Annotated in this window: 16 protein-coding genes and 3 pseudogenes; 8 read left to right on the top strand and 11 right to left on the bottom strand. The window is 39.5% G+C overall.

Annotated elements, in window-relative coordinates:
- Positions 1 to 286: pseudogene (locus tag L870_RS16495) on the bottom strand (ammonium transporter); the annotation flags it as partial.
- Between the two features lie 402 nt (positions 287 to 688).
- On the opposite strand from L870_RS16495, the gene L870_RS0103435 reads away from it, so the two are divergent.
- On the top strand, positions 689 to 1,396 hold the full coding sequence (locus L870_RS0103435) for a gamma-glutamyl-gamma-aminobutyrate hydrolase family protein (RefSeq protein WP_028516945.1): 708 nt from the start codon (positions 689 to 691) through the stop codon (positions 1,394 to 1,396).
- A gap of 4 nt (positions 1,397 to 1,400) precedes the next feature.
- Here L870_RS0103435 and L870_RS0103440 read toward each other — a convergent pair whose 3' ends face one another.
- Positions 1,401 to 2,711 carry an alpha-amylase family glycosyl hydrolase gene (locus L870_RS0103440; protein WP_028516946.1) on the bottom strand — a complete coding sequence of 437 codons (1,311 nt, stop codon included), beginning with the start codon at positions 2,709 to 2,711 and terminating at the stop codon, positions 1,401 to 1,403.
- A gap of 119 nt (positions 2,712 to 2,830) precedes the next feature.
- Positions 2,831 to 3,391 carry a nucleotidyltransferase family protein gene (locus L870_RS16500; protein ID WP_341349456.1) on the bottom strand — a complete coding sequence of 187 codons (561 nt, stop codon included), beginning with the start codon at positions 3,389 to 3,391 and terminating at the stop codon, positions 2,831 to 2,833.
- Between the two features lie 636 nt (positions 3,392 to 4,027).
- Here L870_RS16500 and L870_RS0103450 point away from each other — a divergent pair.
- From L870_RS0103450 to L870_RS16505, 3 genes are all read left to right on the top strand, one after another.
- Positions 4,028 to 5,965, top strand: a complete 1,938-nt coding sequence (locus tag L870_RS0103450; protein ID WP_028516947.1) for a C1 family peptidase — start codon at positions 4,028 to 4,030, stop codon at positions 5,963 to 5,965.
- A 1,105-nt stretch (positions 5,966 to 7,070) separates the two neighbouring features.
- Positions 7,071 to 7,352, top strand: coding sequence for a hypothetical protein (locus L870_RS0103465; RefSeq protein ID WP_028516949.1), 282 nt, complete (start codon positions 7,071 to 7,073; stop codon positions 7,350 to 7,352).
- Between the two features lie 29 nt (positions 7,353 to 7,381).
- Entirely contained in the window at positions 7,382 to 7,912 is a 531-nt protein-coding gene (locus tag L870_RS16505; protein WP_051411391.1) for a hypothetical protein, read from the top strand.
- 135 nt (positions 7,913 to 8,047) lie between these two features.
- Here the strand turns inward: L870_RS16505 and L870_RS20000 are convergent.
- The 3 genes and pseudogenes from L870_RS20000 to L870_RS16510 form a co-directional block, all read right to left on the bottom strand.
- Positions 8,048 to 8,212, bottom strand: a pseudogene (locus L870_RS20000) (SOS response-associated peptidase family protein); the annotation flags it as partial.
- A gap of 119 nt (positions 8,213 to 8,331) precedes the next feature.
- A pseudogene (locus tag L870_RS20135) lies at positions 8,332 to 8,445 on the bottom strand (hypothetical protein); the annotation flags it as partial.
- Between the two features lie 176 nt (positions 8,446 to 8,621).
- Positions 8,622 to 9,179, bottom strand: coding sequence for an AlkZ-related protein (locus L870_RS16510; RefSeq protein WP_423752167.1), 558 nt, complete (start codon positions 9,177 to 9,179; stop codon positions 8,622 to 8,624).
- Here L870_RS16510 and L870_RS0103485 point away from each other — a divergent pair.
- Entirely contained in the window at positions 9,175 to 9,396 is a 222-nt protein-coding gene (locus tag L870_RS0103485) for a hypothetical protein (protein ID WP_028516950.1), read from the top strand. The genes L870_RS16510 and L870_RS0103485 overlap by 5 nt on opposite strands.
- A 34-nt stretch (positions 9,397 to 9,430) precedes the next feature.
- Here L870_RS0103485 and L870_RS18320 read toward each other — a convergent pair whose 3' ends face one another.
- From L870_RS18320 to L870_RS0103505, 4 genes are all read right to left on the bottom strand, one after another.
- Positions 9,431 to 9,823, bottom strand: a complete 393-nt coding sequence (locus L870_RS18320) for a hypothetical protein (protein WP_051411394.1) — start codon at positions 9,821 to 9,823, stop codon at positions 9,431 to 9,433.
- Positions 9,824 to 10,577: 754 nt separating this feature from the next.
- Positions 10,578 to 11,066: a hypothetical protein gene (locus L870_RS0103495; protein WP_028516951.1), complete on the bottom strand. Its 489-nt coding sequence runs from the start codon at positions 11,064 to 11,066 to the stop codon at positions 10,578 to 10,580.
- Positions 11,067 to 11,721: 655 nt separating this feature from the next.
- The gene (locus L870_RS19705) at positions 11,722 to 12,708 is read right to left on the bottom strand and encodes a hypothetical protein (protein ID WP_028516952.1); all 987 of its coding nucleotides are present in this window, start codon (positions 12,706 to 12,708) and stop codon (positions 11,722 to 11,724) included.
- Positions 12,709 to 12,720: 12 nt separating this feature from the next.
- Entirely contained in the window at positions 12,721 to 13,170 is a 450-nt protein-coding gene (locus L870_RS0103505; protein ID WP_028516953.1) for a DUF4869 domain-containing protein, read from the bottom strand.
- A gap of 937 nt (positions 13,171 to 14,107) precedes the next feature.
- Between L870_RS0103505 and L870_RS0103510 the strand changes: the two genes are divergently transcribed.
- From L870_RS0103510 to L870_RS0103520, 3 genes are all read left to right on the top strand, one after another.
- Positions 14,108 to 16,423 (top strand): glucuronyl esterase domain-containing protein, encoded by a 2,316-nt coding sequence (locus L870_RS0103510; RefSeq protein ID WP_028516954.1) that lies wholly within the window; start codon positions 14,108 to 14,110, stop codon positions 16,421 to 16,423.
- Between the two features lie 266 nt (positions 16,424 to 16,689).
- Positions 16,690 to 17,778, top strand: coding sequence for a dockerin type I domain-containing protein (locus tag L870_RS0103515; protein WP_028516955.1), 1,089 nt, complete (start codon positions 16,690 to 16,692; stop codon positions 17,776 to 17,778).
- Positions 17,779 to 17,961: 183 nt separating this feature from the next.
- Positions 17,962 to 19,431: an IS5 family transposase gene (locus L870_RS0103520; RefSeq protein ID WP_028516956.1), complete on the top strand. Its 1,470-nt coding sequence runs from the start codon at positions 17,962 to 17,964 to the stop codon at positions 19,429 to 19,431.
- Positions 19,432 to 19,442: 11 nt separating this feature from the next.
- On the opposite strand, the gene L870_RS19195 is transcribed toward L870_RS0103520, so the two are convergent.
- Positions 19,443 to 19,616 carry a hypothetical protein gene (locus L870_RS19195; protein WP_009986681.1) on the bottom strand — a complete coding sequence of 58 codons (174 nt, stop codon included), beginning with the start codon at positions 19,614 to 19,616 and terminating at the stop codon, positions 19,443 to 19,445.
- Positions 19,617 to 19,650 lie beyond the last annotated feature (34 nt).

Genomic DNA, 19,650 nt, shown 5'->3' on the forward strand with positions numbered 1-19,650 from the left:
AGGAAGTGAAGATATCAAATCCGGGCTGTCCGATTATACCAACGAGGTCTTCACCGAATAAAAGACCGAAGCCTATGAGAATGAAAACAACTGTACCGATACAGAAGTCCATTAAGTTTTTCATGATGATATTGCCTGCATTCTTTGCACGGGTGAAGCCTGTCTCCACCATTGCGAAGCCTGCCTGCATAAAAAATACAAGAGCAGCGCCTATTAAAAACCATACGCCAAAGACCAGACCGCCTGTCTCATCCATGGCTTGTTGTAAAATTGTCTGAGAGTCCATAGAAATTCCTCCTAAAAAGATACAGCATAAATTTTAAAGGGGCATACGATGCACCGATACCTCGGCACATCATACACCCCTTTGTGTATGGATTTAGCGCTATAAAACCAAAAACAGCGCTGCAGACTTATCATCCGCAGCGCCCTTGCTGTTTACATTGCCATTATAGCCCCTTGTGAGCGATTTGTCAATGCCTTTTTGATAACTTCGGAAGTTTATATATATTTTTGGTACTTTAAACGCAAAAAGAAACGCTCATTTCACAAAAAAGATAAAACGCACAAGAAAACGCCATGAAAATACAGTCTTGACTTTCCTGATAAAAAGTACTATAATCGTTATATAAAGCAAAGGTGCTGCGGTATTTACCGTATGCACCTTTTTTGTATTGGAGGAAGATCTATGAGAAAAAAACCTGTTATCGGAGTTGTACCTCTTGTCGACTATAATAAAAAAAGCTATTGGATGCTGCCCGGATATTTCGGCGGAATACTTGAAGCAGAAGGTCTGCCTGTAATGCTGTCGCTCACAGATGACAGCAATAATATCGAACAGATAACAAATATATGTGACGGATTACTGTTTACAGGCGGTCAGGACGTTGATCCGAAACTGTACTCTGCAAGAAAAATAGGTGCCTGCGGTGAATGCTGCCCCGAACGTGATGTTATGGAAAAGCTGCTCCTGAAACGCGCAATGAAGCTTGATACGCCTATACTTGGCATATGCCGCGGCATACAGTTCATAAACGCTGTGCTTGGCGGTACACTCTGGCAGGATATTCCCTCCCAGTTCTCTTATAGTGTATCGCATTGTCAGAAGCCGCCGTATGATGTTCCGATACATGAAGTAACTATAGAGCATAGCTCTCCTTTATACGATCTTCTGAAAACGGATACCCTTCCTGTGAACAGCTATCATCATCAGGGTATAAGAGAGCTTTCACCTGCACTTTTACCAATGGCGAAAGCTCCCGACAGACTTATTGAAGCCGTTTATGCTCCGAAGCAGAAATTCCTCTGGGCAGTACAGTGGCATCCCGAATTCTCTTACCTCAAAGATGAGAACAGCCATCTTATTTTCAGGGAATTTGTCAGACACTGCCGATAAAAAATCAACGCTCCATTTTCCAGATCTGTGCCGAATACGGCGGCAATTCGCTTCCTCCGCCGAAATCGTGTTTTGTACCTGTTATAAGCTCATCAGCCGTGCCGCAGCCTGCATCGAAGTGCGCTGTAAACGGCTGATCTTCTGCATTTATAGCGATAAGTATCCTCTCGTCATCACATCTGCGCTGAATGATGCACTGCTTATTTGTGAGCACAGGAACACTTATGTCACCGTAGCAAAGAGCCTTGCTCTCACGATGTATCTTTGCCAGCTTTGAGATATACGCCGAAAGCTCATTTTCTGTCGGCTTATCGAATGATACTCTCAGCGCGGGATCGCCGTCCTTTTTGTCAGCCTCCGCGCCCCATTCGCTTCCATAGTAGATACACGGTATTCCCGGCATTCCAAACATTATCGAATATACAAGAGGAATGTGATTTTTGTTTGTAAGTATCGTTGCGATTCTTGAAACATCGTGATTGTCAACGAAGCTGAGCAGATGCATACCTCTGTACTGACACCACTGCTCAGGTCCGAACTGATTTTTGAGGGAATGGCATATCTCGAACATATTCATACTGTTGAAGCTTGAATACAGTCCCTTATAGCACTGATAGTTCGTTGCTGAATGCAGCATATCATTGTTTACGAACTGCGAATAATCGCCGTGCAGAAGCTCACCTATAAGTACAAAATCCTGTTTGAGTCCGTTCGTAAAACCGCGGAGCTTTTTCAGAAATTCCTTGTCAAGACAGTACGCCACATCAAGTCTCAGACCGTCTATGTCAAACTCATCTATCCAGCCTTTGATGCAGGAGAAAATGTGCTCAACGACTTCATTGTTCCAGAGGTTGAGCTTTACAAGTTCATAGTGACCTTCCCATCCCTCATACCAGAAACCGTCATTATAGTTGGAATTTCCGCCGAAATTGATATGAAACCAGTCCTTATAGCGTGAATTCTCACGATTGCGGAGTACGTCCTGAAACGCCCAGAAGCCTCTGCCAACGTGATTGAATACGCCGTCAAGGACTACTTTTATGCCTCTTTTGTGAAGCTCCTTGCAGACCTTTGCAAAGTCCTCATTGCTGCCAAGACGGCAATCGATCTTAGTATAATCTCTTGTGTCATAGCCATGAGAGTCTGACTCGAATATCGGCGAAAAATAGACTGCATTGCAATTGAGTTTCCTGATATGATCAGCCCAGTCTATAACCTTCAAAATCCTCGATTCGGTAATACCGTCATTTTCAAAGGGTGCCCCGCAGAAACCGAGGGGATATATCTGATAGAATACACTTTCATAAGCCCACATTTTAATACCTCCGTTTATACTGCTTTTTTGCCTGTATAGTTTGTTTCTTCCATATACCATTTTACCACGTTTTTTTATTACTGGCAACTGTAAATTATTATAGAATTTGCCAATCGCTGTTAATCAATAAGGTCGTTCTGAAAACGTGACAAGTGCTCGAAAGGCAGGATCTGCCGACCTCTGAACAGTCCGCAGCCGTCGTTTATGAGTTGATTGTTTATAGCCTTGAACATATTCACGTCAATCTCTGCAAGCTCCAGCTGCTGTAATTTCGTGAGGCGCTGGTATGCTTCATCAAAATAAATACACTCGCCCACAGGTATCTCATCGCGCTTGGTACGTCTTGCCTCCTGCAATTTTTCATATCCGAAGTGATTGACATCGCCTATTTCCGCAAAGTCGTCCATATCTTTTGTCCGCAGCTGCAATTCCGTATAGCAGCGGGCAAGATTGTCATAAAAGGTTATGTGTATGGACTGATAGCCCGTGCTTCTCGGAAATGTTACATAGTCGCGGTAATAGGGTCTGACAGCCTCTTTGAGCTTGTCTGAATACCTGTCCTCGGAGAAGCCCGAAAGCTCTGCTATGAAGCCTCTTTCTTCAAGGAATTCGGGCACTATATCAGCTATTTCATAGAGATATTTCTGTTCGATATTCCTTTTTCCTTCGCCGTTTTTCACATGACAGGCAGGCATTGAAATAACTATGCTGTACGCGATGAGGTCACGGAAACATATGAGCTTGCTTTTTATTTCGGCTTCCGACGGGAACTTCCCGTTATTTTTATAATACTTGTAAATATATTCAAGGATATACCCGTTGAATTTTTTTCCGAGCTTATAAGGGACTTTATTCGTCCCTTGAATGTAAACGCAAGGAAGGGGTATTCCTGCGTCATATATATGTAGAATTCTTTAATAGATGGAATAGAGTGCTTATTTAGCAGGCTTTGGTGTGATTTTTAAAACTTGTTTTCCCGTCGGAATAATCTTTGCAGCAAGAGAATTTTCAGGCGAGTTTAAAAGTATGCCTTTTCCTTAAAAGATACATTTATAACACATTCTACAATTCCAGAGCATTTCTGCTCAAACTATATTATCCGATAGAATATACCGTATTTTATCGATATAATCAGATTGACCAGTTTTAAAGTTATCATATATATCACAAATTCAAAAAAATTTTTCCAATATATGTCCGATACTGAAAAAAATTCTCGATTGTACTTAACAAAGGCAGTAAGCGCTTACTAAAAATATCGATACATTATCCAACAAATATCAAAATAACATTTCAAAACAGAAAGGAAATTTATTATGAACAAAAAAATCACATCTTTTGTTGCTTCACTGGCTATACTTGTCTCCACTGCAGCAACTGCGGCTCCTGCTTCAGCAATTGCTGCAGCACCTCTCCCTGAAAGCTTTGATATCAGCACTAATCTGGAAACATATAATTTCTTTCCTAAAATTTTCAATCAAGGAAGACAGGGGTCATGCACCGCTTGTGCAACAACATATTATCAGTTTACATATGAAGTAAGGCGTGCTATGTTTAAGAATGATAACTATGCTGACTTGAATTTCTTCTATTCACCGGCATATATGTATAATCTTATTAATTTTGGTCAAAATAATGGTTCATGTATATTAAATGCATATGCTTCACTAAAGAATCATGGAGCACTTAATCTTGATCAATTCGGATATGATAGTTATTATGATCAAATAAGTAAAAATGATAAACCCGCTATAAGATATATTAACAACTGGGAATTTAATAATCTCCGAAATGACGAAAAGAATTTCTATGAGCCGATTTGCGGTCAATACAGACGTAAAGGAGTGTATATAGTTCCCAATGAGTATAATGCACTTTCAGATACAGAAAGAGAAAGCTATATTCCTGTTTACAGAAATATAAATGATGCTTCACCATTAAGATATTATTATGTAGTAAATAGTTACAGGATCAATCCGCAAAAAACTAATCCTAAAGATATTATTAGTGCATTAAAATGGAGATTAAAAGGCGAATCAGATCTGAACTGTTATAACCAGAACAGCATTGAAGACATTAAATTAGAGATAAACGAGATCAAAAAAAGAATTTGCGAAAAGAAAGTTGTTGTAACTTCCGGAGTATTCAGCTATGATAATGATGATTGCGAAGACATAAATATGAAGTCTGCTGTCAATTATGATGTAAATAATAAAGTTACGAATAATAAAAGAGATAACGTATTCTTTTATAACTTCTCGCCCAATCCATATACAGATAAAGAGGCTTTCTCAAGTGTAGGATCGCATGCATTTACTATAGTAGGATACGACGATAATATTGCATGTGATATAAACAACGATGGATATATACAGGATAGTGAAAAAGGTGCATTTAAAATTGCTAATTCATGGGGAACCTACTGGGGTAATGAAGGTTTTGCATGGATAATGTATGATGCATTATATCCTACCAGTCAGGCAGGTTGCGTAATACCAAATGTTACCAGACCATACACCGACTCAGAAGGAAAGAAAAAAGAGTATACTATTGAACGTTGCCATGCATTCAGTCACAGAGGCTACTATACAATAGATGTTGAAGAAAAACCTGTTACTCTTGTATCTGAAGTTGAGCTTATTACCAATAATACATATGCGATCGTAAATGATAATATCAATAGCCCGACTTATGCAATATGCAACCGCGATTATAATGAAGATAAAGGTCGTTACGAGTTAATAAACGACCCGGCAGTATTCAGTGGCTCTTTATTCAACGATATTACAGAAGATTGCAATGATATAATAGTAAATGACAAACATTTAAAATACGGAAATCATAATACATATAACATTAAACTCAAAAATATTGATCAATATGATTCACATTTCTCAGTAAAAGCAGTACGTATAAAAGACAGTTTAGGAAATACTGTTGCTGAAAAGATCATGGACGAAAATGATTTTTATTCAGAATATGATAACGGTAACAGAAGAACTTACTTTGAAGAATCACTTGCTGTCGATTTCCCCAAGGGTGATATGAACTATGATCACAAATTAGACCGGAATGATTCCGAAAAGATAAATGAATATTTCAATATTCTGTATAATAGATATTCTGATAACAATCAGAAAAAAACAATCAATGATAAATTCTCATCATTCCAGATTGAACTCCTTGATGCCAATGACGATGGTGTAGTTGATATCAACGATTATCAGGAACTCAATAATATGATCAATTCATAATATACACACCTTATTAAGTAAAAACAAACAGTCTCCGAAAGGAGGCTGTTTGTTTTTCACTCCTGAAACTGTAACTGAACCGAATAAGCAGGGAAATCCATATAAATGGCTTATGTTATTTAGCAATATGACTTTCAATATCGGTATCCCTGTTTCTTAATATTTTGATCCTTTACAAAGTATTAAAAGAATCTAATGGAGAGCTTATTCTTAATCCTGAATACGAATCATTTTTTCTGAGTACCATTGAATCAACAACATCTTAAAAATTGACATTTCCGCCTTCATCATGCTTGATTCTCATAACAATGGTCTCATCTTTATTCAAATCAAGGATTTCCTTGACCCATTTCATTACGTTCCAAAGGCCATGACGGCAGTCTATAAATCCATGTCGTCCTTCTAAATTAGAGTTGATTCTTATATCAAGATATCTGCATCCCAGATTCAGCTGCGGCATAATACCTATATCTTGTGTCTTAGCCGTATCCGGTAACACAGCATATGGAAGATCATATGTTAGCGAATCATGTGTGCCCGGAATACTCAGCTTGTTTAGAGGTATGTTATCGTCAATTCTTGACATCCATTTTTCAGATCTAAATTTGTTTCATTATCCAATATTTCTATTAGCATTACACCATCGTGACTCCAAGATATACGTTGGGCATCAGAAGATATACCTTCAAAACCGATCTGGTTCACAGTGAAATTGCGCTCATTAGCATTCCACATATCAAATTCGATCCTTTTTTCTGGTTTTCCTTCAAGATGATAATATGCTTTTCCCCAATCGTCACTTGTGGATTATATCTACATTTCATGTATGCCTTCTTCTATCCTTTTTTAAACAGATTTCGCATCAATCTAATAATACGCTATCTTCATTGTGTTATGAAACTGATATACAGAGCGGCAGCCGATTTCATTTTAAGTATATATTCATAAAAAGTTTAATAATTCAGCCTCACATTTCACCATTTTCATACGTTAAATCAAATATAGATCAAAAAATGCGAATACCTCTTGCATTCATGAAGATATCGTTATATCATGAACTCAAGCAGCTATGTGCTGTCAATCTGAAGAATGGTAGGTGAATTTTATGAAGTTCTCAAAACTTACTGCTGCAATTCTCGCAGCTGCAATCGTAGTCACACCGCTTTCGGTAAAAAGTCCCGACTTTCTTACGCCTTCCACAGCGTTCGCAGAAGGAACGGGGGCTTCCGCCGCACTTCCCGACTGGATACCGACGGATTTTGATTCTGCCATATATTTTCGCAATACTTATGGAGCTACCCATATCGACAACGGACTGAGCTCGGATATCAGAATGGAAACGATCCATGTTTCTTTACGGAATACTGCGGACATTATGGTTGGGTAAACTCTTCAGATTCCAATATATCGGTTTATTTGGGTGCACAGTGGGGTAAGCCGGTAATATATATCTATCCCGAAAAAGAGACCGATGTTCATGTTGAGCTTGAACTGACTACCTCCGATCTCTATACAACATATCCAAGATATAATAATGACTGGGACGTAACAGCATATCCCGACGGCTCGCTTCTCAATAAGGCAGACGGTACAAATCATAAGTACCTTTTCTGGGAAAGTGTGAATGCTCGCACAAGATTTGACTTTTCAAAGGACTTCTGTGTTGCAGGAAGTGATACGGAAAGCTTCCTCAAGGAAAAGCTTACATATATGGGGCTGACCGAAGAAGAAATGAACGAGTTCATCGTATACTGGCTGCCGAAAATGGAGCATAACAAGTATAACCTCATTGCTTACCAGGGTGATGTCTATACGAATTCCGCAAAGCTGAGCATTACTCCGACACCTGACAGTCTGCTCCGTATATTCATGGCTTATGTTCCTCTTGAAGTGAAAGTGGATATTGAACCTCAGCAGCTTGAGATTTTTGAGAGAAAGTGCTTTTAAAGCTTCAATATTATTATATGCTGTAATGGTCTCAGGTGAAAATCGAGGATAATCAACTGCTCTCTCAAATATCATATTAGTCAGCATTTTCTCAACTATGGCACTGGGACTTCCGTTAGGTCGTATCCAGTCCAGTACGTTGTCCTTATCCAGTATTATTGGCATACGATCGTGTATATCTTTTACAGTACCTGCTGCTTCTCGCGTAAGGATAGAAAACATAGGTATCTGCATACCGCCATGCTCCTCATATCGGTATAGTCCTGCAATATAAGTAATATCCGAATTTTCGGCCTGTATGGTGAATTTGACCTTCTTGGTATTGCGGTGCTCTTTATGCTGCGGCTATCGTCATCATATATAGGATATCCCCACTCATAATACCAAGAGGCAGGGATAACACATCTTCTCCTGTACCAAGAATCCCGCCACAAAGACTTGCTGTCAGCAGTCTCTACGCGGCAGTTGACAAGAGGCTTCAACTCCCTTAAATGACAATATACGAGCATTAGAGATTTCCTTATCTTGTCCATTTTATCCACTCATGCCCATTTATTCAGCGTCTTCCCAGTAATCCTTGGCTATGTCGGCAAGATAGTCATCGCCACAGACAACAAAGTCAACGAATATTTTTTCGGTCTCATCATCTTTATAGTTCATCAAGCCCCTGAGTGCAGCAGCGATTATCTGCTTGGTATCACCCGCCTTTTCACTTTGGCTCTTTTCCGATAAGATTTATAATCTCGGCATCATGAGCATCGGGATATAACTGCTGTACTCGCTCCACTATACGCCGCCAAGATTCATGCGGAGATTCGCTGTATACAGAAGTAACCGCATCATATCCCCATACAGCTTCGGGCGGAAGCAGCACCGAAACAGGCATACCGTACTCTGCTCCTTTTTTGTTTCTGCGCCTGTGGAAGTCAGCAGTAACAAGATATGTTTTCATCATAAGATCTGTTGTTATGCCTTGAAAGTTCTTCTCACCGCCTTTTCCGAAGCCTGCCAGATGTTTCAGCTCAGTTGACAGTACCTGCTTATCTGTCCAGATAATATCGCCATCGCTGTCTGTCTCTGTAAGAACGTCCATTATAAGCTTTTCGCGGCGGTTAACTTTACTATCCTCCCACGCGGAGTCAAAGTCGTAACCATCACGCCTGTAATTTGCAAAATACGGCAGCCATTCAAGACTTATAAAGCCTGCCTTCTTATCGAAGAACTTACCATATGCGACTTTATGTCCTGCCGCTATACCCGTATTGATCGCTCAGTATGCCATAGTAATAGGCACAACTGTTGGATTCGTAAAGCTTGCCGATATTATAGCTGATACAGATATAAATGCCATGTGGCAAATGATCCTCTCAGTCACTATTCCATTTATAATAAGCGCAGTAGTTTACTACATTACGTTCTTCAGACAGATAAGAAAAGCAAATGATATTATTGCCGAGATCAACCATGTATCTATAAACCAATAACATAATAATCACGGCAGCCCAATGGGCTGCCGCTTCATTTTGTGTAAAGTTTTGGTATATGGTCAGGGACTATTGAACTGAGATATGCTGTAAATCGTTCAAAGCCCTCTTTATCAAAAGCAGGTTTGGAGCAGGCTATGGTGAATTCCGTATCATCGTAAAAGCTGTACCAGCCTGTTTTATAGAAGCCGTTCCTCAGATAAAAATCACGTCTGCGAAGTCTGAAAGCATTATTATCACAGCTGTCATCAGGAGTCTCAAATTCTGTTACTATCTGCGCATCTGGATAGCGTTCAATAAGAAGCTTCAAAGCCTGACTTCCTATGCCTGCTGAACGTTTATCCTTATCATTTGAAACATGATCATATCCGTTCTGATCTATAGTTTCCATTATAAGAAGATCTCTGTCGTTATCCTGATCAAGCATCTCGTTAAATCCATATGCTTTTAAAACTTCATTCGTCTCACTTGTTTGCAGATCAAGTGCAATACATATAGCTATGATACAATCACGTTTTTTGTCGTTTTTTCTTTATTAACGATCTTGCGGAACATTTCATCGGTTATACCAAGCTTTTGTGCAATATCCTTTTTTGTGATTCTGTGCGAAGATTTTTCATTTAATTCTTTTAATTTTAGCTTGAAGAATTTTGAAAATGCATTTTTTTCAACTGTATTATCAAAGCGCTCTTCATGTTGATTTATTATATTTTTTCATCCATGTTTCTTCCTCCTAAAGAAAATCCGTGTTGATTTCTGATGGCATAATCATAACACAGCCATTAAAAAAAGTCAATTTATTTCGGAACCTTTTAGGTCCCGTTTTTGAGGATAGCACGTATTACAGCCATATACTCATAGTGAAATTTTTAAATTTCAAAGATCCGTGAGAAAAAGTCTCAAATATAGCGGGACCAAAATGGCCCCACTTTTATAATATTATTTCACAATACATAGGATTATCGATATGAGAAAATTATAACTGCGAAAAGACTTCTCCAATTTTATCATGTATCACTAAATCAAGCTCAATCCCATTCGCCACGACGATGATAAGGAAGAGGCAAAGTAACAAGAAGCTCCTTCTCCACAATTGGGAAGGAGCTTTTTTTCGAGAATTAGGAAGTATATCTAATATATATAATACGGAGCTTCCATTATCTTTTCAATATCCATAAATTCTATTCCTTCTTCAATGCAAGGTAAGACTCAAGTTCTTCATCGTTGAGTCTTAGGTATTGTGTTATCGTTTCTCCGTCATTGACAACAAGTCTTCCGCCAATATACGTATACGGGAATCCACTGGCCTTTTCTGTATCATTAATCAGATAAAAATTCTGTTTGTCAAAAGTATACTCTGTTATCTCTCCATCAAGTTCGAAGAAAGCTGTGCCATCATCTTTCAAAACAAGGTAGCCCTTTTTCATTATATCGAGTGATTCTTTCATTTCTTCAAATGTCTCGCCGTTTTTAGAGATCCCGATCCGTTTATAATATCCGACAGATTCTTTATCCTGTGAGATATATTCAGTCTGACTAGTCGTTTCGGAGTTGCTATTGTCTGATTTATCATTGTTATTGCATCCGAATAATAAACAGGAGAAAAGCGCCATTATTATGGCAGCGTATATCATCGGTTTTGCTATTGCTTTGCGATCTTTCATATTCATATAAGCCTTTCTCTATCGTCAACTTATTTCATTTTGTTTGAAAACAATGTATAGCGTTTACATTAGTAATTATACCACACTATACAGCGATTATCAATCGTAAAATGTAAACGGAGCACCGAAGGTCTCCGTTTTATATTTAACAAGAAGCTCCTTCTCCACAATGGGGAAGGAGCTTTTTCTGTCTGAACAAGTGGTATAAGATGTGTGATGCGTGGTTGCCAAGACTATCTGAATGGTTCGTGATTGATCGTCATTGAGCATAGCCTTGCACCATCATAACGGAAATATAACGAAAACGGAGCTTATATCAAGCTCCGGTCTGCTTTATTTTTAGTACGCAACATAGTCTCGTTCCATGTAGTGCTATCGCCCTAAACGGCTATTCTAAGCCTAAAACACAAGGACTATGTTAAGCAACATAGTCCTTGTTTCTGTCAGTCCATGACTAAAAGTATGACGCATAATAATTCGCTATTTTTCGGTTGTTTCCGAATCATCATTGCGTCAAGATCAAATAGTTTCCTGTTTAGTACTTTTTTATTATAACACAATACGCTTACTTTGTAAAGAAAAAAACTGAAAAATTTAAGCGAATATGTATTCATATTACTTCGCCAACAAATCTCCTTGACCGAATAAAACATTATCGAACTTAATCTGCCAAATCATTATGAGTTGTTTTTAACTTTATCTTATCTGGCATTAAAGCTAATACTCTTGATAGAGCGCCACTTGTTTTATATGCGGCTGCTAATCTGGATTTATTATACTGAAACACAGTATTTCTTGTTACTTCAGATAGATAATAAGTATAATACGCTTCCCAGCTCAAATACTTAGAACTATCAGCATACATATACGTCTTTTCAAGTATCTCATTTGAAACATCTACAATCCCCGCGCTTAACAGCAGGAATTCGAATGATTCAGGTGCATATAGAACACAGTTTATTTGACTTGATAGAAGATAACGATATATCTTTCCTATTTCAGGTCCAAATGCAGCACCGTCTACAATTGCAAGTATTTGTTTTTCCTGAGACTCTCTGATCATATGATATATATTGCTTTTGCCTTGTGCAGATATACATCTATTCGGATAGATAAGATCAAAAAATTCATGTCCGGCATTTGAATCTTCTGAGATAACTATTTCTGGTTCATAATCCTCAGTTACATCGAAATTGTAAAGCTTATACATCTCATTATAAACTCGTTTATAGTTTTTATACTTCTGATTATCAGATACATTTCTAAGACCGTATATCTCTTCTACGCTATAGGGCAATTGACTCAATTCATCACGAGTTACTATCACAAAATAGTTATCTGAACCATTAACCAATTCGGCAAATCTTTTTGTTTTCAGAAATGAAGCCGTTTCGTCTATGAATACTATATGCTGTTTCAGTCTTGATAATCTTAATTCCCAATCAATTGAAGTAAGAACTGTACATTTTACGTCGCAAATCATCGTAATACCTGAAGACGCTCCATTCGCTTCATAATCACCAATTAACCTTATAAGTTCTGTTTTTCCTGTTGCACTATTTCCCTGAAGCATGGTTATATTTCTCTTTACGGTCAGAAAATAATGCACCTTATTATTATAAAGTTCAATATCATATTTTCCTATCATAAAACCATTACCTCATATAAGTCTGTTGTCAAGCACTGCTTCATTCAGCTCTTTCATAGTGTGAACTATCTTATGAAGATTAACGATCTCAATTTCAAAAGTATCATCGCCAAAATCCATTAGATACCCAAGTCTGATCGTTAAATCTTTCTCTTCAGCGATCTTGAGTATCCAAGAAGCACAGTTATCTCCGCAAGCTGATGCATTGAAGATATGCTCTGAGTCAAACTTCATAAGCATGAGCGTTTTAACTCCCCCGGAAAGTCGTTCCGTTGGAATACCACCGAGATACGGACTATCTATGAGTCTCGCACCCTTGACCTCAGATCCGTCAATATCCTTGATCATCTTTACAGACATCGGATCTGTGATCCATTCATCATCATATGTATTATTAAAATAAACATCTGGATTAAAGATGTATTCGGGAGTATCGAGTTCGCCGTAGAATATTCTGAGCATTAAAATTGCTTCCTTTCTTGCGTATTATAGAGATAAGTCATGTTATAGATATTATAGCATTTTATTATTTGAATATCAAGTATAATTTCTATTCAGACCATTCAGCTTTCTCAGGCTGATGTCTCCGTAGAATGCACAGGATAATCAGATTGTCCTTTTATAGGCATCATGTATCTTACATTTCAGAAAAGCGCGCCTTATAGGATCATTCTCATCGGCTTCTGACAGCCATTCGTCCAATGATTCTTCATTTATAAAATTAAAGTGATTTGACAGTGTTGGTGTTAAATTAAAGTTTCGGGAGATTGTCTAATTCGTATGAGCAAACCATAGGACTCCACGTGTGGATAAAGAATTTGCGCTCCAGCGAACGAAGTTCTGAGCAATGCCGCCATAAGGCGATTAGAACAAATATATTATAGCACACATATTTCTATTTGCCAATATGTTTTTTAATTCAGCCTGTCAGATTATGTTGATCAAATACATTATCTTCTTAATTGATATTATCCACCCAATGTGTATTAATTAAATTAAGTGCACTAATAGCCAGTCTTTTTTCAGAAGTTACGAGCAGTTAAGAAATAAATATAACTATGCCCAATCTGACCCGAAAATGATATTGTTAGCACGATTTGAATATGGATTTTTTGTTACGAATCCAGCTTATGCGGTAACAATTTTGATATATTTTTGCATACAACATCAATATATTACCTTTTTATCAACAATTATTGCTGTTTGTTGACCAAAAATTGCTCTTTTGTTCACAAACTCTTTACAATTCGCGGTTGATTAGTGTATATTGTTGTCAAAGGCAATTCACAATTATGTTATATTTTGTATAATAAAATTATGCATTCTGCCTTGATAAAAACAAAAGGCGGGGAAACAAAAAGCACACATTCATTTAATTAATTTTATTTGGGAGGTACTTATGAAAAAGCACTTTATTGTCGGGGAAACAATAAAACGTTTTCTCAGAATCGGCACATCTCTTGCACTTTCGATTTCTACACTAAGCCTGCTTCCCTCTGCACCGAGGCAGAGTTCAGCAGCCGACACCATCAAGATCATGCCTCTGGGCGATTCTATCACATACGGTATGGCTGACGAGGGCGGCTACAGAAAGTATCTCAGCTACTTTCTGCAGCAAAAGGGCTACACAAATGTTGATCTCGTAGGACCTGAGGGAAAGGACAGCGCTTCCTTCAATTACAACGGTCAGAGTGTCAAGTACGACGACAATCACGCAGGATACAGCGGCTATACCATAACCAACCTGCCGGGCGGCTGGTTCGGTCAGCTCAACGGTATCCTTGAGACAATGCAGGGCGGAGATTATATAAAAAAGTACTCTCCCGATATAATACTTCTTCAGATAGGTACAAACGATGTTTCAAACGGTCATCTTGACGGCTCAGAGGAACGTCTGCACAAGCTTCTTGACTATCTGAGAGAAAATATGCCGTCAAACGGAAAGGTTTTCCTTACTACTATCCCAGACCTGGGCAATTCAGGCTGGGGCAATAACAGCAGTAAAAACGGTGATATTGCCAAGTATAACGAGCTTGTAAAGAAAGTAGCAAACGAATACAGCAGCAAAAACGTTATATATGCAGATATCCACAGCGTAATAGACGCTTCAAAGGACCTTGCGGACGGAGTTCACCCCAACGCAGGCGGCTATGAGAAGATGGGAAAATACTGGCTCGAACAGATCGAGGGCTATTTAAATGCCTCTGATGATCAGCAGCAGACACAGCCAACTCAGCCTGCAACACAGGGTAACGACAGTCCCGAGTTTATTTACGGAGACCTCGACGGAGATAAGATGATAACTTCCTTTGATGAAGTTATCATGCGAAAGGGACTCATAAACGGCTTCCAGGATAATAACATAAAGAAAGCCGCTGACATAGATCAGAATGGCAAGGCAGAGGTAGCAGACCTTGTTCAGCTCCGGAGCTTTATAATCGGTAAGATAAAAGAGTTCAACGTGGCCGAAAAAACTGTCACAGAAAAGCCTGTTTTTGAAAAGAGCTACAACTTCCCTGCTGTAAATCAGCTGAAGAGCTCAAAGGATATTCCCGATCCTTTCATATTTATGGACGGTTCAAAGGTAGAATCCACCGACGACTGGTGGAAGCGTCAGAGCGAGATCAGCTGTATGTATGAGTATTATATGTACGGCAAATGGATAGACGGCTCCGATGATGAAACTACCTACAGCATTAGCGGCAACAGCATGACTGTCAACGTTAAGCGCAAGAGCACAGGCAAGACAGCTTCATTCAAGGCAGTTATAAATCTTCCTAAGAATGTCCGCCATGAGGGCGGAGCTCCTGTTATCCTTGGTATGCACAAGGGTATTTCTGAAAGCACCGCTACTTCAAACGGCTATGCAGTTATAACCTACGACAGTGACGGAATGTTCAGCGCTCCGGGAACTGCACAGGACAACAACCAGCATAAGGGTGCTTTCTATGATCTCTATCCTTATGGAAGGAACTGGGACGAGCAGACTGGTGATCTTATGGCATGGTCATGGGGAATCGGCAGGATACTCGACGCTCTTTACAATGGAGCCGCAAAGGAACTGAACATCAATCCTGACAGCTCTATCGTTACAGGTGTTTCAAGATACGGTAAAGCCGCTTCTGTCTGCGGAGCATTTGATACACGTATCAAGATGTGTGCTCCTTCATGCTCTGGTGCAGGCGGTCTTGCACTGTATCGCTACAGCTCAGTTGGAAAGACCTATGACTTCTCCAGCAAGGGCGGATCTTCATCGTATACATATAAGGAAAATGAGCCTCTCGGAAGCTTACAGGCTTCGGGCGAGCAGGGCTGGTTCAACGGAAGATTCATGGAGTTCAGAAACGCCGAACAGTTCCCAATGGATCAGCATATGCTGGGCGCTCTCTGCTGTGATCCTGACAGGTATCTGTTTATAATCGGCTCATGCGAGAGCGAGGACTGGGTAAATGCTCCGTCAGTATGGATGGCTTACCTCGGTATGAAGCACGTATGGGATTATGTCGGTATCAGCGATCATCTTGCTATAAATATCCATAAATCAGGCCACGCAGTCATAGCAGAGGACGTCGAGAAAATGGTACAGTATTTCGACTATCACGTATACGGAATACAGCCGAAAATGAACCTTGAAGAGCTTCAGACATCTGTATTTGCTCTTCCAAAGAATAAAGACTCATTCGCAGATACATTTGCTTCAAAGTGGCTTTACTGATCCATACACATCAATAGCTGATGTTATAGTTCTTTTCCGATGTTGATCTGTGCGGCGCATCTGCACATAGCACTGCACAGATTGATATAATTTCTAATATTAATTGTAAGGGACAAATCAGAACAGAAAACGTATCTGAACATTACAACAAGGCAGTCCGTTGGACTGCCTTGTTCTATATATATTCTTCCATAAAAGGTATTGACACATTGCAGAAATTATGATAATCTGTTATTACTGAATTGCCGTGTAACAGGAGGTCAATTATGAAAAATAGACTTTTGACTCGCTTTATATCATTAATAACAAGTCTTGCACTGGTCTTATCGCTTTATTATTGCTTTCCCGACAGCATCATAAAAGCAAATTCAACAGATCTCACCGAAGCAGAAAGTGTCGCTGATACGTCTGATACGATATCAGATAATCCCTTTGACAAACAGGACGACATGGAAGTCCCCTACGACAGAACTCGCTGGGTACAGCCGAAGGATTGGAATACTCCGAAGATAGATCCCAGGGATTATGATGGCGGCATTATGCTCTATTTCGATAAGATAGGACTTGACCCCGAATATGCAAAGGGCAAGGTCCAGCGAGTTTATTTCAGTATTACAGGCGCAACGGAACCGGTCAGCTACATCAAGTTCCACGTTTTTTATGACACTCGTCTGACTGTCAAAGAAAACTCAGCAGGTAAGTTCATAACACCAGGCAAAGGATTAAACGGCTTCACTACAGGCTCGGCAAAGATCGAAGACGGACAGCTGGCATTCTATGCATATGCCGAGGATACTCTGCTGAATCACAGCTGTTTATTCACCATTGATTTTATAGTTCCCGAAAATGCTGAGCAGGGTGAAGTCTATCCCATAGGCTTGGCGTATACAGACGACGGCATAGTAGCTGATACCTTTATAAACAGTCATAAGGACGAGGCAGGAAAACTTCAGATGACCTATGTATTCACTAAGGGTATCTACAACGGCTACATCAGGATACTCGGCGAGAAAAAAACTACGACAACAACGCCAACCACTACAACTACTGTCACAACAAAGGCTAACCCTGATGAAACTACTGAGTATAAGCTTGGCGACGTAAATAATGACAGGCTGATAAATGCGGTTGACGCTTCATCAGTTCTTGCATATTATGCTATGATCTCAACAAATCAGGATGGTGGATATGATGAGGAACAGAAGCTTGCGGCAGACGTTGACCGCAACGGCAGTATCAATGCTGTGGACGCTTCAAATATTCTGTCCTATTATGCTTATACCTCAACTGAAAAGGAAGGAATAATATCAATGGAAGAATTTATGGAAAAACAGGCTCATAATAATTCTCCATAAATATAAAAATGCCATAGAGTTTTTAACTCTATGGCATTTGTTTTTTTTCGTCAAGGCTAATTAGTCTCTCCTCAAGCCCTAAACATTCACCGAAATATCGACAAAAGTGAAATGATGTGATATAATAGAAGTGCAAGGGAAAGTGCGAAAAACAAAGAAAAAGCTTGCACTTCGGAGGACGTCATGTATAGATTTGAGGAAAAGCAGTTATCATTTACAGATTTTAATCAGCCGCAGGGGCTGCAGATGAATCCTGAAAACAGATGGATCAAGAAAGCCGAAATGATACCCTGGGATACAATAGAAAAAGAATATGCCAAGCTGTTCCCAAGCAGAACAGGTATGCCTGCAAAACCGTTGCGTATGGCACTCGGTTCGCTGCTTATCCAGAAGCAGTATCACTATCCTGATGAGGAACTGGTAGAGCAGATCAGAGAAAATCCGTACTATCAGTATTTCATCGGTATGCCCAGATATGAGGATAAGATACCATTTGTACCGTCGCTTCTCGTTGAGTTCCGCAAGCGTCTTTCTGAAGATGTTTTGAATGAGATCAACGAAATGATCATCGAATACAATGCTCAGAAAAGTGATGATGATAACGACGGCAAAGACGGAGATGACAGCGGCAGCAATGATACTGATAGCACTTCTGATTCCTCTGAAAATAGCGGTACATTGATACTTGACGCGACCTGTGCTCCGCAGAATATCAAATATCCGCAGGATATCGAACTGCTGAATGAAACTCGTGAAAAGCTTGAAGATATGTTATGCAGGATCTCCGATGAATACGGCTTCTACAGACCGAGAATGTACAAAGAAAAGGCACGTAAGGATTATCTGGCGCTTGCAAAATGCAGAAAGCGTGGAGCTAAGAAGATAAGAAAAGCGATCAAAAAGCAGCTTCAGTACATTCGCCGCGACCTCGGATATATGGATAATCTGATTGAAAACAATAGTGTTGAACTGTCTGCTTCTGATGCAGAGCTTCTTAATATCCTTATAACCGTATACGAACAGCAGCGGTATATGTTTAAAAACAATACGCACACAGTGGAAAACAGGATAGTCAGCATAAGTCAGCCATATATTCGTCCGATAGTCAGAGGCAAGGCAAAATCACCTGTTGAATTTGGTGCCAAGCTTGATCTGTCAGTTGATGAAACAGGAATGTGCAGGCTCGAAAAGCTTTCCTTTGATGCGTACAATGAAAGTGCAGTTCTGAAAACTGCAATTGAAAACTACAAGCAGCGCACAGGTCATTATCCGGAGCGAGTGCTTGTTGATCAGATATACCGCAATCGTGAAAATATTACGTTTTGCAGCAATCTAGGCATTCGTCTTTCAGGCAAGAGACTTGGCAGACCTAAAAAATATGCTGATACGAAAGCAGAGACTAAGACTGCATATCAGGATAATACCGACCGAATAGAAGTGGAGCGAAAGTTCAGTCTTGCAAAACGCAAATTCGGTCTTGGTCTGCTGCTCACAAAAAGAGAAGATACAACAAAAGAATTGATCGTTCTCAGCATCATTGCAATGAACATCGACCGACTTGCGGCATTGTTTTTGCGCCTTCTTAAATTTATCTTATCCTTTGTCATTTTTGATGATGAAAAAGTCGCGCTTTCTGAAAACACTGCTTATTGAGGAGACACTAATTACTTGTTAAGGAGTTTATTCTGGATACTCTGAAATACCTGACCGCCAATGGTATAAAATCCTAATTCAACTTTTCCTGATGAGACCGTTCCGTCTGTGTGGCTGAACTTATATGTTCCGTCTTTATTGATAACTACTGTACCGCCGTCTGAAGGGCTTACATATACTGGCACAGAAAGCTGCCTGATTACGGAACCGCTTTATATA

Origin of the sequence: Ruminococcus flavefaciens ATCC 19208, assembly GCF_000518765.1 — a bacterium.
GTDB classification, from domain to species: Bacteria; Bacillota; Clostridia; order Oscillospirales; family Ruminococcaceae; genus Ruminococcus; species Ruminococcus flavefaciens.

Bases quoted from the DNA above. Each gene is read 5' to 3' on its own strand.
- L870_RS0103435 (WP_028516945.1), top strand. From the start codon at position 689: ATGAGAAAAAAACCTGTTATCGGAGTTGTACCTCTTGTCGACTATAAT.
- L870_RS0103440 (WP_028516946.1), bottom strand. From the start codon at position 2,711: ATGTGGGCTTATGAAAGTGTATTCTATCAGATATATCCCCTCGGTTTC.
- L870_RS0103450 (WP_028516947.1), top strand. From the start codon at position 4,028: ATGAACAAAAAAATCACATCTTTTGTTGCTTCACTGGCTATACTTGTC.
- L870_RS0103465 (WP_028516949.1), top strand. From the start codon at position 7,071: ATGAAGTTCTCAAAACTTACTGCTGCAATTCTCGCAGCTGCAATCGTA.
- L870_RS18320 (WP_051411394.1), bottom strand. From the start codon at position 9,823: ATGCTTGATCAGGATAACGACAGAGATCTTCTTATAATGGAAACTATA.
- L870_RS0103495 (WP_028516951.1), bottom strand. From the start codon at position 11,066: ATGAATATGAAAGATCGCAAAGCAATAGCAAAACCGATGATATACGCT.
- L870_RS19705 (WP_028516952.1), bottom strand. From the start codon at position 12,708: ATGATAGGAAAATATGATATTGAACTTTATAATAATAAGGTGCATTAT.
- L870_RS0103505 (WP_028516953.1), bottom strand. From the start codon at position 13,170: ATGCTCAGAATATTCTACGGCGAACTCGATACTCCCGAATACATCTTT.
- L870_RS0103510 (WP_028516954.1), top strand. From the start codon at position 14,108: ATGAAAAAGCACTTTATTGTCGGGGAAACAATAAAACGTTTTCTCAGA.
- L870_RS0103515 (WP_028516955.1), top strand. From the start codon at position 16,690: ATGAAAAATAGACTTTTGACTCGCTTTATATCATTAATAACAAGTCTT.
- L870_RS0103520 (WP_028516956.1), top strand. From the start codon at position 17,962: ATGTATAGATTTGAGGAAAAGCAGTTATCATTTACAGATTTTAATCAG.